Source organism: Paenibacillus sp. J31P190, from assembly GCF_059692075.1.
This window is the reverse complement of the sequence record NZ_JCAUAS010000014.1, coordinates 1-16,432: the sequence shown is the minus strand read 5'-3', so window position 1 is coordinate 16,432 and position 16,432 is coordinate 1. Positions and strand designations below refer to the sequence as shown.

Here is a 16,432-nt window from a genome sequence, read left to right as displayed (position 1 = left end):
GACCGAGGGGGAGCCGGTTTGAATCTTCATGCACATTTAAAATGGCGTTCAGTAGGCTACAAATTGTTTATTATATTTTTTGTCAGCATGTCAATTTCCATTATGATCATGGGTTATCTGTCCTATCATAAAGCCAATGACATTATTAGTTCCAAAGTATCGCAGGTTGCTTTGCAAACCGTTCAGCAGGCTAACAGACGTCTTGAATTGTTAATGAACGAGTATGCTAACCGGTCTCTAATCGTTTTCGGTAATAGGGAAATCCAGAAAGGCATTCTCGGAGAATATCGGGAAAGCTACGATCAAAGCTACAACAATCAGCAAATCGCTAAGTTTTTATCCAACTTGGTTAACGTGAAAAACGACACTTTGAATATTTATTTGATGGGTGAAGGCAACGCTTCCTATCGGTTGTCAAGCAATGGCTTTGCGGAGCTTCCAATGGTTGGTAAAGATGATCAAGCTCAAGAATGGTACAAGCAAATTATAGCTGCGGACGGTCAGGTGGTATGGTACGGAATTCGTCCGACTTTTATAAAACAAAATAACAACGAAGATAATAAACCGGTTTTTGTGCTTGGTAGGGCGCTCAAAAATTTCGACCATATAAATCAGAACATAGGTGTGCTAATCATGGAGTTTGATCCTGAACCGATACAGCTTTTTATGTCCGAGGTCGATTTTCAAGCGCAAGGCACTACGTTTATCGTCGATCAAAACAACACGGTTGTAGCCGATTCGAATGCTTCCCGTCTCATGCAGCCTTCCGGGCTGAATCTTCCTTCCGAACAAAGTGGTTTTTTAACCGACTTGGTGGATGGCAAAGAAATGATGGTGGTCTTCGATAAATCGAAGATAACCGATTGGAAGTTTGTCGGAATGGCACCAATTCAAAACCTGGTCAGCGATTCGAGAGAAATAGGTTACTATACCGTCTATCTTGTCATTGGATTTAGCGTTGTGGCCATCGCGCTTGCCTTAGTGTTTGCCAAGCAAATGCACAAGCCTGTCAGGACGCTGTTCTGGTCCATGCGCAGAGCGAGAGAAGGCGACTTCGACGTACAAATTACGGATGTGAGAAGCGACGAATTTGGCATGTTATTTCACAGTTTTAATACGATGGTCACGAGAATCAAAGATTTAATCGATGAAGTGTACATTCAGAAGCTATTAAAAAAAGAAACCCAATTGAAGATGATGGCGTCTCAAATTAACGCTCATTTTTTGTACAATACGCTGGATTCGATTCACTGGATTTCCCGTATTTATAAAGTTGATGAGATCAGTACGATGATCTTCGGTTTGTCCAAATATCTCCGGATCAGTTTAAGTGAGGGAAACGATTTTGTTACCGTCAAGGAAAGTGCCGAATTGCTGGAAAGTTATTTGTCCATACAAAAGGTGAGGTATCAGGACAAATTCATGGTCAATATGAAGATGGATCCGTCGATTCTGCACTATCGGGTATTGAAATTCGTCTTTCAGCCGCTGGTGGAGAACGCGATTTATCACGGTTTGGAAAATAAGCGAGGGAGCGGCAGGTTGGACATTAGTTGGAGAATGGAAGGGCAAATCCTTTATTTTGAAGTTAAGGACGACGGCATTGGGATTGAATCCGAAAAATTGGCGGAGCTGACGGAAGTGTTGGAAATCGACGAGGTAGTCGGGGAACAAAATTTTGCGCTGAGAAATATTAATACACAAATCAAATTAGCCTACGGCAAGGAGTACGGGCTCTTCATAGACAGCACTCTTGGTGTCGGTACTAAAGTCACGTTGGTCATTCCACTTAGATAACGAAATTAAACACCTTTCTTTGGCTAGATGGTTGCTCGTCACTTCCTATTACCAAATAAGAGAGGTGTTTTTTGCTGTTATCAGATAAACACACAAAAATAACACACTAAAAACAAAAATCCCCTCGTTTCGGGAGACAAATGAAAACGGATACAATAAGGGTGTGCTCAGAAAGAGTATATTAAAAGAGGAGGTTAAAATATGAACAATGAAAAGATACGGATAGGCTGGCAAAGCAAAAAGCTTGTTGTACTACCTTTGGCGGCAACACTTGCAATGGCTTTAACGGCAGCCGGCTGCAGTTCGACTAACACCGCAACCACAACCAGCAGCACTAACAGCAAAGGAACGGATGCCAAAAGTACGGATAACAACAGCACTAAAGGTTCTACCAATTCGGGCGGGCCCGTTACGATCGATTTCTGGTTTCCGTGGGGCGGAGACTACCAAAAAGATTTCAAAGCTAATGTTGTCGACGTATTCGAAAAGCAGCATCCTGACATAAAAGTGAAAATGACATTCGTGGAGACGACAGGCCAGACACAGGCCTCCGATAAATTGCTTACAGCAATCGCAGGCGGCAATCCTCCCGACGTCGCTTTGTTCGACCGATTCTTGATCGGTTCCTGGGCGGCGAAAGGCTCCCTGACGGATTTGACGGCCTATGTGAAGAGCAGCGGCATTTCTACGGATGATTATTATAAAGGACTTTGGGCCGAAACTGTCTATAAAGACAAGGTATACGCTTTGCCTTGGGGTACCGACAATCGTGGTATGTTTTACAACAAGACGTTGATGAAAGAAGCGGGACTTGATCCGAACAAGCCGCCACAAACCATTCAAGAATTGGATCAAATGGCCGAGAAAATTTTCAAAAAAGGAAGCAACAACAAGTACTCGCAAATAGGATTCATTCCATGGATGAACCAGGGATTTCTCTATACGCAAGCTTGGAACTGGGGAGGCAAATGGGAGGATGGCAGTCATAATTTGACTCCCAACGATCCGCAGAATGTGAAGGCACTTGCTTGGATGGCCGGTTACGCCAAGAAGTATGATATTGGCAACTTGACTAGCTTCTCTGACGCTATGGGACAAACGGGGATGAATCCATTCTGGACGGGAAAAGTTGGCTTCGAGTTCGACGGCAACTGGATCCTGAACGATTTGGCGAAGTACAAGCTAAACTTCGATTGGGGCGTAGCTCCGATGCCGGCGGCTGAAGGCAATAAATCGGTGACATGGGCGGGCGGTTGGTCATATGTCGTTCCGAAGGGCTCCAAGCATGAGAAAGAAGCTTGGGAATTCGTTAAATTCGTAGCTCATAAAGAAGGCACATTGCTCTGGGCGAAACGACCGAATGCTGGTAACGATATTACGGCTTTGCCGGCCGTTAACGAACAGTTGAAACTTGCCGACAATGCAAATCTGAAAGTTTTCTTGGATCTAATGCCGACAGCTTTCACCAGACCGGTTTCACCGGCAGGTGCCTTTCTTTGGAACGAAACGATGCGCGTACAAGATTTGGCGATTCATGGTAAAGGGGACGCACAAGCGCTTCTCGATGAAGTGAAAAAGAATGTAGATGCGGAATTGGCTAAGCAGAAAAACTGATTCCGATAACAAGCATGAAAGCGAACATATAGAGGGTAGGGTGGATAGCTTTGCCCTCCCTCTTTTACTACATGTTCAAAAGACCTCGAAAGAAGTTTATCTCATAGAATAGACATGCAAAAAGGAGGTAATAGAATTGCCTGCGATTGAAACTTCCGAAAAAAAAATGACTGTTTTAGTTGATGTGGACAAGAAAAGGAAAACCCGATTCGAAAAAAAGATCAGCTTGTTCGGTCTCATCTTCGCGTTGCCCTGGATTGTCGGTTTGCTTCTTTTTCACGCCTTTCCGTTATTCATGTCAGCTTACTATAGTTTAACCTCCTACAGCATCCTGGAGCCGGGGGAATTCGTAGGATTCAATAACTACGCGACACTTTTTCAAGATAAGGTCTTCTGGATCAGTATTTATAATACCTTGTACTATACGGTGATTTTTGTCCCGCTGAGCATAGTGATGGGTGTAGGACTAGCCCTCCTTCTGAATTTGAAAATACGCGGTCAAGGCATTTACAGAACGTTATTTTTTATCCCCAGCTTGGTGCCGCCCGTAGCGACGACGATCATTTGGCTCTGGTTGTTAAACCCGCAATTTGGGCTTGTGAACTATTGGCTGGATCAGATCGGCATCTCCGGACCGCCATGGATCGGAAGTGAAGCTTGGTCTAAGCCATCCTTAATTCTAATGAGCTTGTGGGGGACAGGGCAAGCGGTCGTTATTTATTTAGCGGGTCTGCAGGATATCCCCCAAGATTACTATGATGCCGCCCAAGTGGATGGAGCTAACGCATGGCAGCGGACGAAGACCATTACAGTGCCCCTGTTAACACCCGTCATTTTTTTTAACTTGATTATGGGCACGATCGGCGCTCTGCAAAATTTCGTTCTGCCTTACACACTCTCGAACGGACAGGGTACACCGGCTAATTCAATGATGTTTTATGTGATGTATTTATACACGAACGGTTTCGGCTATTTAAAGATGGGATATGCTTCTGCTATGGCCTGGATTCTTTTCTTACTCGTGGTCATTTTAACGGCGTTAATCTTTGTCTCTCAGAAACGCTGGGTTCATTATCAAGGAAAAGAATAGGGAGGAGGAATCGTCATGGGAAGCACTGGACTTGGAACTGTTCAAAAAGTATTTGCTCATGTCGTGTTAATTGTAATTGGCGCCTTTTTTCTGTCGCCGTTTCTATGGATGGTTTCCACCTCACTTAAAGCAAACAGCGAATTGTTTCTCTGGCCGCCAGTGTGGATACCAAGCGTTATGGAATGGAGCAATTATCCTGCCGCACTAGATTATATTCCCTTTTTCAAATATTTGTCGAACACACTTACCATTGCAGGTCTATCGACTTTGGCCGTATTATTTTCCTGCCCGCTTGTCGCCTATAGCTTAGCCAGAATTCCATGGAAGGGGGCCAAACCGCTTTTTGCCATTACGCTCATCGTTATGATGCTGCCCTACCAGGTGACGATGATTCCTATTTTTATCGCATTCAAAAAATTCGGCTGGGTAGGGACCAATATTCCGCTATGGTTGCCGGCCTTTTTCGGTGCTCCGTTCTTCATCTTTCTGCTCCGTCAGTTTTTCATGGGGTTACCTAGGGAGCTAGAAGACGCCTCCCGCATTGACGGTGCCTCTGAAATTCGAATTTATTGGCAAATCATGCTTCCGCTATGTCGTCCCGCTTTATTGACAATTGCACTATTCCAGTTCATGGGCAGTTGGACGGACTATCAGGGACCGCTGATATACCTGTCGGATGAGAGCCAATATACACTAATGCTCGGTATGCAGGGGTTCAAGTCCCAACACGGGGCAGAATGGCAGATGATGATGGCTACGCTTGTCATGATTACTTTGCCGATAATCGTCCTTTACTTCTTAGTGCAAAGAGCATTTATCCGTGGAATTACTTTCTCAGGTATTAAATAAATTAAATAGCTCTGAAAGTCGTGAAGTTCACTGAAATGATCTATCAAGCGGCTGGGTATAAACCTTATTGAATAGAAGGATGAACCGACAAAAGGAGAGAACAATATGAACGTACAAATCGGAATGCGCATTCCGCCTAAGATCGGTGCTGAAGGAATGGAACAAGTTGCCGCATGGGCAATAAGTTCAGGCCTGGACGTGCTTGACGTTCCGAAACTGAATCTGGAAGTCAAGCAAGTGTGCGACAAAGTGGGAATTGGCATCGGCTCCGTCGATGCGGCACAGACTGCCGCGCTGTTGAGTAAACATGAAGCCCGACGGGAGACAGCAGCGGAAGCGGTCAAGCAGCAGATGACCGACATAGCAGCGCTCGGTGCAAAGGTGATGTTCATGTGTCTTGTGCCTGAAGATCATACGACTCCTCGTCAGGAGAGCTTCGCCATCTGGAAGGACACTTTCCCGGAGCTGGTTCGTCACGCTGAACGCCAAGGGGTCTACATCGCCATCGAGGGCTGGCCGGGACCTGCTCCCCACTATTCGACAATAGGATGTACGCCGGAGATGTGGCGGTCTATGTTTGAAGCGATACCTTCAAAGCATTTCGGCCTCAATTACGATCCTTCCCATTTGGTGCGGCTCGGTATCGATTATTTAAGAGCTTTGACAGAATTCGGTGAGCGTATCAACCACTGCCACGGGAAAGATACGGAGATTCTGCATGACGAGTTGTACGAATGCGGCGTCTTGCCAGCGACATTCGGCGCGAAATACGGATTCTCCGAAGGCTCGTGGCGGTATACGATTCCTGGACACGGCGCGGTGGAATGGAGTAAAGTCGCCGTGAGACTTGACCGTCTGGGCTATCAAGGAGCAGTCAGCATAGAGCTAGAGGATCACAGGTTCTGGGGAACGCTGGAGAAGGAGCGGGAAGGAATCGTCAAGGCAGCGGAGCATTTGGCTCTGTATTTCAAATAACGGCTGGAGCCCATACAAACCTAGCTTTTGCCATATCGAAATTTAGTATTTCGAATAAACATTTCAGTACTTTTGTGGAGGGAAATTACATGGGAAAAGTTCGTTTCTTAATAATTGGCGTTGGTGGAATGGGAAGAGAGCACGTTCGAAGATTGCTGCAAGTTCCCGAAGCAGAAATTGTAGCGTTGGCGGATCCTTCCGCTGCAGCAATTGAACAAGTGACTGAGCATTTTACCGAGTTGAAGACTGTAGCGGTTTATACGGACTATCGGGAGGCTATCTCACAGGCAAAAGCAGATGCAGCCATTATTGTCTCGCCGCACAGCATGCATTTTGAGCAAGGAATGGCATGCTTGGACGGCGGCTTACACGTACTGATGGAGAAGCCGTTTGTTGACGGATCCGAGAACGCGGAACGCATCATTGCCCATGCGGCAAGTGTAAACAAGCATCTCGCTGTTGCCTACCAGCGTCACTTGATGGGCCCGTACATCTATATTCGCGAGTTGATCCAAAGTGGAAAACTGGGAAAAATCAATTACATTTGCGCTTATCAGGCACAAAGTTGGCTGAAAGGTACGACAGGTTCCTGGAGGCAAAACCCTGTATTATCCTGTGGGGGGCAGCTGAATGATTCCGGAAGCCATCTTCTTGACGTTGTCCTTTGGGTTACCGGTCTCGAACCGGCAAACGTGTCTGCTTTCATCGACAACCGTGGATCGCAAGTCGATATCGACTCGGCCGTCACCGTTCGCTTTCGGGAAGGCGCAATTGCGACTTTCAATGTTGTCGGCAGCGCCAGCATCGGTTGGCATGAGGATGTATCTATTCACGGCGATCAGGGAACCGTATTGTACCGTAATAATAAAATATTCGTTGCCAAGGAAGGGCAAAGTGAACTTGTCGAAGTATCGGAAGAGCTTCCGGCATCCAGTGATCCAAATCGCGATTTTGTTGATCTCATCCTCGGCATAGTGAACGAAGCCGCTGCACCGTCCAGCTGCGGTTTAAGAATTGCGCGTTTGACGGAAGCGGCTTGGAAGAGCGCAGCTAACGGAGGTCAAGTTATCCATATGTAATCATTAACCATCTGATGAGCGAAAAGATGAAACAATATAGTATAGTTGCCGCTTGGGGGTCTACCACAAGCGGTTTTAAATTTAACGTCGATGTTAGCAGAGCGTTATGTTACTGTAAACAAACACGGCCAAACGAAAAAATGGCAGTGTTTGTTTTTTATTGTCAGCTGACAAGAACTTTATTCATTCCCGATTTTGACAAGAACACTATCTCATTCCCGAGGGAGGTCCGTGTAAGTATATTAGAACTAACCCATCTAAATTTAATTATTTTGTAGATAAGTTTAAAGCGTTATAATAATATCATATAGAGTAATCCAAATGGTGATAAATATGGCGGTAGTTGGCATGATTCGTATTTAGGAAAACTTCGCAAAGTAGTTGGCACTCAAAAGATAATCGTAAACTCAGTTGGGCTACACTTTCACCAAAATGCAGGATGAATTTCAAATATTTGTCCAACACCTTCCCGAACAGCAGTTGGTCTATTGATCGATTGTCGTTGTTGCATGGATGGAGAAGGATTCTTTTGGGAAATATTGAAATATTACAAAAGTACATCGTATTCTGATGGAAAATATGTCCATAGTGATTTCTTAGAAATCTATTGAATTATTCGGGGAAGGAGATAACCGCTTGAACGTTTTTATTATTATTCTCATTCTATTGGTTCTGATCGGCGTATCGAATGTCGTGAACCGCTTCGTTCCATTCATTCCCATCCCCCTTATCCAGATTACATTAGGTGCCATACTGGTGGTCGTTCCTCTTGGCATTCACTTGCACCTGGAACCGGAATTGTTCTTCCTTTTATTTATTGCCCCGTTGTTGTATAACGATGGAAAGCATACGCCGCGAGATGAGCTTTGGAAATTGCGCGCTCCGATTCTTCTTTTGTCGGTGGGTCTAGTTTTCATAACGGTGTGCGTCGTCGGATATGTCGTTCACTGGTTGATTCCTTCGATCCCTCTTGCAGCCGCATTCGGGTTAGCCGCCATCCTGTCTCCAACAGATGCCGTAGCAGTCAGCTCTTTAGCCGGGCGGATTCATTTGCCTAAAAGCTTGAAGCGGCTGTTAGAAGGAGAAGCCTTGATGAACGATGCATCGGGTCTCGTTGCCTTCAAGTTCGCCATAGCCGCGGCGGTCACCGGTGTTTTTTCTCTACCGAAGGCAAGTCTAAGCTTTCTCGTCATCTCCATTGGGGGCTTAGTGATCGGAGCTCTGGTCGCTTTTCTTATTATCGGCATTCGTCAGCTGCTGCGCCGAGCAGGACTTGAGGATGAGACGATGCACATGCTGCTGCAAATTTTGACGCCTTTTCTGCTCTATTTGATTGCCGAGGAGCTTGGAGTATCAGGAATTTTGGCGGCTGTAGCGGGAGGTCTGGTGCATGCGATCGAGAACGAACGTATGGCGTTTACGATGCCGACTCTCCAAAATGTATCTAATGCAACATGGTCTGTCATTTTGTTTGTCCTAAATGGATTGGTCTTTGTCCTTCTGGGTCTGCAAATCCCGGGCGTATCCCGGACGATTCTAAGCGACCCGAATTTCGATAATTTCAAAGTCATCGGTTATGCAATTCTCATTTTTGTACTGTTGTTACTGCTGCGTTTTGTGTGGACGCTTCTGTTCGCTAGAGGAGGGCGCTGGTTTGGGAATCAGAATCAAGAGGTGCCCAGCTTGCGTATGCTAACATTAACAGCTATTTCCGGTGTGCGTGGAGCGGTGACGTTGGCCGGTGCGTTCTCCATTCCGCTTGTCCTTCAAAATGGCGCTCCCTTTCCTCAGAGAGATCTCATTATTTTTCTTGCGGCGACCGTCATTCTATTCTCACTGTTGACGGCGAGTATCGTTCTGCCGCTTCTTGCAAAGAAGAAAAGCACAGCGGGTGATGCCGAGAGAGAACGTATGGAGCGCGAGTGGCAAATCGAGGTCATGGCTGCCGCTGTGCGGGCACTCCAGAAGACCAGCACCGAGAAGAACGAGGTCGCTGTAGACACTGTGATTGGCGACTATAAACTCATGATGCAGCAGCTTGGACAAAAGGATGGCAAATGGAAACGACTCCCGCGTTTTCAGCAGGAAGAAGCAGGAATACGCCTGCTGGCGCTGGATATAGAGCGCAAATATGTGAACGAACGTTTGGAGAACGGGCAAGTTAGCCGTGAACAGGCAAATTATTATTTGAAAATGCTGGAGCAAGTAGAGCTCATTCTAGCCAATAAACTGGATCTAGGCAAAGTCATCGTCAAGAACATCTGGCGACGCTTAAAAATGCTGATGACGTCCATCTCCCAGCCTCATCTGGTGACTAGTTACATCGAACCTGATATCACTGCGATTCGCACGCTGAAAATGCAATGCAGCCAAGCCGTCGTCGATGAATTCTCCAAACGCTGCGCCATCCAAAGCGATGATGCAACCGAAGGCGTGCTGGACTATTACCAGCAAATGCTGGATAGGCTGCGCAGATTCACCTTCGGCTCGCGGCGCAAGGATGCGTCATTCAACGATTGCCGACGCGAGCTCCACTGGATTGCCATACAGGCGGAGCGCGATGCGGTGCAAGTGTTTTTCGAGCGAGGAGACATCACGCGTGATATGGCATCCTTGCTACGGCGAATTATTCGCAACAGGGAAGCATCGCTATATGAGCTTGAGGAGATTGGTTGATTATGAATTATAAGAGAATGCCTGAGTAATCAGGCGTTTTTTGTTTTTACAGTGCCGACAACACTCTGTAATACCTGAAAGGCATACTAAAAAAACGATGAGCATCTAAGGATAAACAAAAAAAAATTTGTGCTAAGAACATATATCTTATGCAGCAATATTCAAATAAACGAAACAAACCATGATATGATAAAAGGGGTGATCTCGGAAATCGTGCTCTAACCGTCACTTGATGCAAATATTACAGTTCTTATTTTTGATAATGAATCTTCGAGTTCGGAAATATCATGTTTAATCGCGTACCGTAATCCACCTAATTCCCGCAGTCCTTGATGTTTTTTTACTCTATGTTCAATGGTCGTGTCTTCTGGAAATGAATGTTTATATTCACTTAATATCTGATTATAAAAGTCCACTCCCAGATAAACTTGCGTTGCCAAATCTTTTGCAGGGTCACCTATAGTCATATCACTAAAGTCGATAATTCCCGTTATACCTGAACATAAATCATCAACCAAAATGTTTCCATACCATAAATCTCCGTGGCACAAAACGAAGCGATGGAAAAAAAACGTACTATCTTCTAATGCTTCCTCCCACCATTTATCCATTTTCTGTTGCTCTTTTACGGTTAAAACCTGGTTTAATATTTCTTGTGTATCTTCACGTAATATCTTTATAAAGAGTTTGTTGTTTGATTCTTGCGGACAACTGCTATCTAACATATTGATTGGTATTTGATGTAACTTAATAATAAATTTCGCTAGTTGTTTGGCAATAACACTTGGATTTTTGAAGATGAGCACATCCGGATTAAGAGGGGTTCCCTTCATTTTTTTATATCCCATGATTCCCGAAGGAGTGATAGACGGATCAAACATATACGAAATAGGCAATGGTATTTCAATATTTAGAAATGCACGGATCTGAGGTAGCATCTGAACCTCTTTTGTGTATTGACGTGCGGTTTCTATGGTTTTAGCAATTCTAAAGACAGTTCCGTCTTTCTGTTCAATAACGATACTCCCAAATCCCTCACCTAAAATTTCGATATCATTCTTATCTATGTTCAATATTTGTAATGCAGCATCGAGCAAACCCCTCATACATGCTCACCCCTTTGTCTAGTTTTTTGCCACTATCATTAACCCTTGGATCTTGGTCATCGTTTCACGAATACAGTCGTTTCATTAAGCTAACGGAAACTATAGCTCAATAGACATCAGGAGAAGGCTGCCGACAGCACATAGAACGGCAGGATAGATAAAATTATATTGACGTAGAGAGGAAAGGTATTTCCAAGAATTCATAGAAGTATTTTATACTATAATACATTTTTACCCAAAATATCTTAGGAGTGCTACAATGAAAACTCGAATCTTCATTTTCGTTTTGATTCTTCTGATCGGAGGATCTCCATTCCCGAAATCACAGGCTTCCGAAATACCACGCCCCCTATCAGTCTTATTAAACGGAAAGACCCTTAGCTTTGAAACCCCACCAATTGAGGACAACGGTAGCATTTTGGTACCCATGCGAGGCATTTTGGAGGGAATGGGGGCAGTAATCGAATGGAGCCCGGAGATTCAGACTGTGGTGGCTCAACTTGGTGATATCAAACTCATTTATGCAATCGGAAAAAAGGTCGCTTATAAGAATAATGCCGAACTCAGACTGGAAACACCAGGGCGAATTGTCGAGGGCTCTACCTTGGTGCCAGTTCGCTTTATTGCGGAAGCCATGGGAGCGAAGGTTGAATGGAATGAGGCTAGTCGTACCGTATCCATAGATTATTCCGTGAGGCGTAATATCCGAGTCGAGCAAGTTTTAGACGGGATGTATCTTACAATCCGCTACACCGACGGGGCCAAAGAAGGAACCGAAGATACCGTGCGCTTTGCTGGCATTTCCCCTATTCATAACGGTCAAGAGGTAACAGAATATATTAGGTCGCTGCTCCCGAATAGTGTCGCGGTGTCAATTGAAATTCGGGGTGAACGCGATCGGAACAAGCACCTACATGTAAATGTGTACTTGAAGGATGGCACCCTTTTAAATGCAAAGCTTGTAGAAGAGGGATATGCGGCGAAAAGTCTGGATCTTCAAAAAGATGGGTTAGCTAGCATACTAGACCCGTTACAGGCCGATGCAATACAGAAAAACAAGGGTCTCTGGGCAAAGCAAGCAACTATTCGCCCCGTCTCAATACAAAAAATGAACATCATTACCACCGACCTTGTGTTGGTGACCGCCGAAGGTGATTTATGGACGTGGGGGCAGTTTTACGAGAAGCCGACCCGTATTCTTCAGGATGTCGTTGACGCCCAAGTGGATAGCGATGCTGGTATTGCTTTAAAGAAGGATGGTACAGTTTGGGTCTGGGGCTTCAACAACGCGAGCTTATGGGGCAACGGAGAACAAAAATATGAAACAACCGTCTTACCTAGACAAGTAGAGGGACTCCAAGACATCGTTTCTGTAGAAATAAAGCACTCAGGTATTTTTGCTGTTGATGGCGAAGGCCACGTATTCGCATGGGGATCGAACTTCAACGGTAAACTGGGGAAAACGTACAAGATTAGCGAGATCATCTATAAGAAACCTTATCAGACGCCCTGGGCAAATGTCCGATCTGTTAGCCCAGGCTTTGAATTCACGGTGGTGCTCAAAAATGACGGTACTGTCTGGCAAACACAACAAACCAAATCTGAACTAAAGCAATTGAGTACCTTACATGATATCATTGCTGTTTCAAACTACAATAATTTTGCAGTGGCTCTCAAGAATGACGGCACCGTATGGACATGGGGTGTTAAGAGCATGTTCGGTGTCGGAAACGTCGACAATCCTGAACCGATACGTGTCGAAGGTCTTACGAATATCATTCAGGTTGATGCGGGTCATGACCATGCTCTAGCAGTGGATCGAGACGGCAATCTGTTTTCGTGGGGTGATAACGAGTATGGACAACTCGGAAGCACGGTGTTCGGGGATCACATAGCACAACCTGCAAAGGTGCCTAACCTATCCTCAGTTAAGTTAGTGGAAGCTGGCAGACGGCAATCCTTGATTCTCATGCAGGACGGAACTTTATGGGGAGTTGGGGCGAACGCCCACTATATTTTGAGTCCCATTACTCTGAGAGATAGTTATGAGAACAATGTGTTATACCAAAACAAATTAACACAGATCAAACTCAATCTTACGTTTTAACACCACTTATAACAATCACTTAAATCACTCCTTTCAAAGGTATAAGAATTTATAAAACGAGATTAGTTGAAACTTGTGATCCGTTATAACGCATCACAAGTCATTCGCTAACGCGAAACAAGAGTTCAACAATCGAATTACTTAGAGGAAAAAGGGGGGACTGAGTGAATGATTGATCAAAGAAATTCGAAGGATTTCGATCATGCGGTTGAAAAGGGATTGGAAGAGATTTCGGATACTGCAAGACTACTAAACTTCAGTAATGCAATAAAAAGCCTATATCCTCATTTGATTCGCATACACGCATTTGCTTATGACGCCTGGGATTGAAATAGGTTTTGAAATACCAATATCTCGCGAAGAATTCTTTACAAAGTTTTGGCAACCAGCTATGAAAGAGTCAAAAATTTCTGAGATTCAGAATGGAATAGAATTAAGAAAAGAGCAGTTGGAATCTGCACTTCGGGAGCTAGAAAATTTGAGAATATGGGCACAATCTAATCTTAAGAATAATGATTTGGAATATAAGGGCACTAGGATTGATTTGCTTATTAAAGAATTACCATTAGCTTCTAAAACAGATGATACCATTTTATGGATTGGATAGGTAATTATTGTAGCGGCGGAACAATGGGAAGATGCAGTAACGCTTTCCTGTGCAGTCAAAGCTCAACTAACGGATTCGTCAGGTTCGAAAGGGTACTAGCTTCTCCTTATTCGCTTCGGATCAAAATCCTGCTTTAGTGACCCCAACGGGTATCTTGTATACGGAGGAAGTGGCGGTAATATACATGGTCCGTCCTGATACTCCTCCCCACGTTAAATTGGTAGTTATTTCAGGAATCTTCAACAATCCGATAACGCTTCCGTCTGGTTCAAACACCCATACTCCTCCCGGTCCTGCGCAATACACGTGCCCCTCTGCGTCCACCTTCAAGCCGTCGGCGACGCCCTCTCCCTTGCTCACGTCCAGCTTGGCGAACAGTCTGCCGTACACCATTCGGCCTTGCTCATCAAGATCGAACACTCTGATATGCTGACGTTCCGTGTCGCTGACATACAGCTTTCGTTCATCAGGCGATAACGCTAAACCGTTAGGACCAGCAAAGTCATTGATCAGTAGTGTCAGTTTGCCTGACGGAGATAACCTGTAGACTCCCTGAAAAAACTGCTCTTGCGCTTTCGGTGCTTGCAATTCATTCACTAAACCGTAATTGGGGTCTGTGAAGTAAATGGAGCGGTCCGAAGCTACAATCACATCGTTCGGACTGTTCAAGCGTTTTCCCTCATAGCGGTCAACCAGCGTAACGATCGGTCCAATCGGATCATACAGGGAATATAAAGAGAGCCTTCGACCAGCATGTTCGCAAGCAATGAGCCGCTGTTCGGCGTCAAACGCCAGTCCGTTCGACATTCCACTTGGACGCCGCACTACGGAGCGATGGTCCTGCTCCTTCAAGCGATAAATCGTGTTTGCCTTAATATCGCTGAATACAAGCGAGCCGTCCGTTTTATCCCAAGCTGGACCCTCGGTAAAAATAAATCCGGTGGCCGCCTGTTCGAGACAGGTGATCTGAGGAAACAAATCATAAAATACGTTAGATGCAATATCAGCTTTCATTTCTTTTACCTACAATATCCAAATGTATTTCTCCTTTAAGACCCAGGATGAGTTTTTTCTTAGGATATGCAGGAAACATGTTCGTCGTCAAAAACATCACAACATTTGATAAAGACTTGAAGGCAGCTATATAACCTAACTAACAGGGGATGTAAAAGATGAATATGAAACGACTTCAATACCAACTTCAGATAAATTATATTAAGTTTTCATGTACACTTTTCAAAAGAGGATTTTTTGGGGAGGAGTAGTAAATATAGCGAAGACAAATCCGCACCTAATGACTCCGTCTAGTCGCTCAACTAACGATGAACAATAGTTCAATATCAATAGGACTGTCTCGTGCAGACCTTTGCACAGGCTTTAAAACCAGGATAATAATGTACGAGAGGATGATACAATGTCGATGTCGAAGAGAAAGCAGAATTGGGTTATATCTATCACGACATTGTTAGTGATTTATTTGTTTTTCTTTCCCACTCCAACAGCGGAATTAGCGGTTAGGAAGCATTTATTCTTCTCTCTCCATCCTATTAAGGTTTTCAGTGCTCAAATTAAAGGGGCGGGAAGTACTTCTTTTGGGGGAGCAAAATTGTACTATTTAGGTGATGTATCCAGATCTTATATTTGGGTGAAGAAAAATAGGTTAGGTTATCGTGTGATTGCGGATGGAACTGGACCATGATTTTTACGAGTCCGGGAACGTTTGTTCAATAAGAAATCAGAACGAGGCTGCCGGCATAAATAGGCAGCCTCGTTAAAGTAACGGGCAGATTTCTTCAGTAGCTCTTGTTTTTTTAATGTAGGTAATGGTAAAATATCGCAGGAACACACGTTTGCATGATGTTATAATTTTCCTACGGATATAGGAGGAGAAAAAGTGATTGAAATCGTTGAAAAACAGCAATTTTCGGTTATTGGTAAAGCAGGGAAGGGACTTGCTAATGAAGGACCAAAATGGATACTGCCATTATGGCAAGAAGCAAATAGTAACTTTATTGAGATAAGCAACTTGGCGAAATTGGATGCTGAAGGCAATATTATCGGGATTTGGGGTGCTATGAGCGATGTTGATGATAACTTTGAAAGATGGAAGGATGAAGGGAAATATTTAGCAGGATGCGAAGTTGTTGATGATGCAATCGCACCGAATGGATGGACAAAATGGGTCATACCTGCGTTTAAATATGTCGTGGTCAAATGTACTCAAGACTCGTATAACGAAACTTTAAAACAGATAATTTCGGATTATTTACCTTCTAATAATTACAAAATCGTTGGAGCAATTCAAGAATATTACAATCCTAAAAATAATAAAGGAGTATTGTCATTATTCTTCCCAATTGAAAAAATATAGAGTTGTAAAAGTTTAAACTAATGTAAGAACGATAGAGGTGGAGCTTGCATCGTGAACTGCACCCCAATTGTTAGACACAGTCTAACAATTGGAGGTGCAGTTTTTTTGGCTAAATACTCAACCGAGGAGAAACTAGAAGCAGTCCTGGCTTATCTAGAAGG

Annotated in this window: 14 protein-coding genes; 12 read left to right on the top strand and 2 right to left on the bottom strand. The window is 44.3% G+C overall.

All coding sequences use genetic code 11. The features are described from left to right. The first annotated feature begins 18 nt into the window (after positions 1 to 18). The 7 genes from AC58U0_RS22390 (at position 19) to AC58U0_RS22360 (ending at position 10,080) form a co-directional block, all read left to right on the top strand. The gene (locus AC58U0_RS22390) at positions 19 to 1,797 is read left to right on the top strand and encodes a cache domain-containing sensor histidine kinase (protein ID WP_497381169.1); all 1,779 of its coding nucleotides are present in this window, start codon (positions 19 to 21) and stop codon (positions 1,795 to 1,797) included. Positions 1,798 to 1,998: 201 nt separating this feature from the next. Further along, positions 1,999 to 3,411 carry an ABC transporter substrate-binding protein gene (locus AC58U0_RS22385; RefSeq protein WP_497381168.1) on the top strand — a complete coding sequence of 471 codons (1,413 nt, stop codon included), beginning with the start codon at positions 1,999 to 2,001 and terminating at the stop codon, positions 3,409 to 3,411. A 136-nt stretch (positions 3,412 to 3,547) separates the two neighbouring features. Further along, the gene (locus AC58U0_RS22380) at positions 3,548 to 4,501 is read left to right on the top strand and encodes a carbohydrate ABC transporter permease (RefSeq protein ID WP_497381167.1); all 954 of its coding nucleotides are present in this window, start codon (positions 3,548 to 3,550) and stop codon (positions 4,499 to 4,501) included. Positions 4,502 to 4,516: 15 nt separating this feature from the next. Then, positions 4,517 to 5,350: a carbohydrate ABC transporter permease gene (locus tag AC58U0_RS22375; RefSeq protein WP_497381166.1), complete on the top strand. Its 834-nt coding sequence runs from the start codon at positions 4,517 to 4,519 to the stop codon at positions 5,348 to 5,350. A gap of 105 nt (positions 5,351 to 5,455) precedes the next feature. Then, entirely contained in the window at positions 5,456 to 6,325 is an 870-nt protein-coding gene (locus AC58U0_RS22370; RefSeq protein WP_497381165.1) for a sugar phosphate isomerase/epimerase family protein, read from the top strand. 89 nt (positions 6,326 to 6,414) lie between these two features. Further along, positions 6,415 to 7,404, top strand: a complete 990-nt coding sequence (locus AC58U0_RS22365) for a Gfo/Idh/MocA family protein (RefSeq protein WP_497381164.1) — start codon at positions 6,415 to 6,417, stop codon at positions 7,402 to 7,404. Positions 7,405 to 8,040: 636 nt separating this feature from the next. Beyond that, positions 8,041 to 10,080 carry a Na+/H+ antiporter gene (locus AC58U0_RS22360; protein WP_497381163.1) on the top strand — a complete coding sequence of 680 codons (2,040 nt, stop codon included), beginning with the start codon at positions 8,041 to 8,043 and terminating at the stop codon, positions 10,078 to 10,080. A gap of 218 nt (positions 10,081 to 10,298) precedes the next feature. Here AC58U0_RS22360 and AC58U0_RS22355 read toward each other — a convergent pair whose 3' ends face one another. Next, a complete protein-coding gene (locus tag AC58U0_RS22355) occupies positions 10,299 to 11,186 on the bottom strand; it encodes a phosphotransferase family protein (RefSeq protein ID WP_497381162.1) in 888 nt (295 codons plus the stop codon). Between the two features lie 259 nt (positions 11,187 to 11,445). Here AC58U0_RS22355 and AC58U0_RS22350 point away from each other — a divergent pair, with 259 nt between their 5' ends. The 3 genes from AC58U0_RS22350 to AC58U0_RS22340 all read left to right on the top strand — a co-directional run bounded on the left by AC58U0_RS22350 (position 11,446) and on the right by AC58U0_RS22340 (position 13,900). Beyond that, positions 11,446 to 13,293, top strand: a complete 1,848-nt coding sequence (locus tag AC58U0_RS22350; RefSeq protein WP_497381161.1) for a stalk domain-containing protein — start codon at positions 11,446 to 11,448, stop codon at positions 13,291 to 13,293. A gap of 168 nt (positions 13,294 to 13,461) precedes the next feature. Further along, the gene (locus AC58U0_RS22345; RefSeq protein ID WP_497381160.1) at positions 13,462 to 13,623 is read left to right on the top strand and encodes a hypothetical protein; all 162 of its coding nucleotides are present in this window, start codon (positions 13,462 to 13,464) and stop codon (positions 13,621 to 13,623) included. Next, complete coding sequence (locus AC58U0_RS22340; RefSeq protein ID WP_497381159.1) at positions 13,607 to 13,900, top strand: hypothetical protein; 294 nt, start codon at positions 13,607 to 13,609, stop codon at positions 13,898 to 13,900. The genes AC58U0_RS22345 and AC58U0_RS22340 overlap by 17 nt, the downstream gene beginning before the upstream one ends. A 120-nt stretch (positions 13,901 to 14,020) precedes the next feature. Here AC58U0_RS22340 and AC58U0_RS22335 read toward each other — a convergent pair whose 3' ends face one another. After that, the gene (locus AC58U0_RS22335; RefSeq protein WP_497381158.1) at positions 14,021 to 14,914 is read right to left on the bottom strand and encodes an SMP-30/gluconolactonase/LRE family protein; all 894 of its coding nucleotides are present in this window, start codon (positions 14,912 to 14,914) and stop codon (positions 14,021 to 14,023) included. Between the two features lie 400 nt (positions 14,915 to 15,314). Here AC58U0_RS22335 and AC58U0_RS22330 point away from each other — a divergent pair, with 400 nt between their 5' ends. Then, positions 15,315 to 15,599, top strand: a complete 285-nt coding sequence (locus tag AC58U0_RS22330; RefSeq protein ID WP_497381157.1) for a YjcN family protein — start codon at positions 15,315 to 15,317, stop codon at positions 15,597 to 15,599. Between the two features lie 195 nt (positions 15,600 to 15,794). Further along, a complete protein-coding gene (locus tag AC58U0_RS22325; protein WP_497381156.1) occupies positions 15,795 to 16,271 on the top strand; it encodes a GyrI-like domain-containing protein in 477 nt (158 codons plus the stop codon). The last annotated feature ends 161 nt before the right edge of the window (positions 16,272 to 16,432 follow it).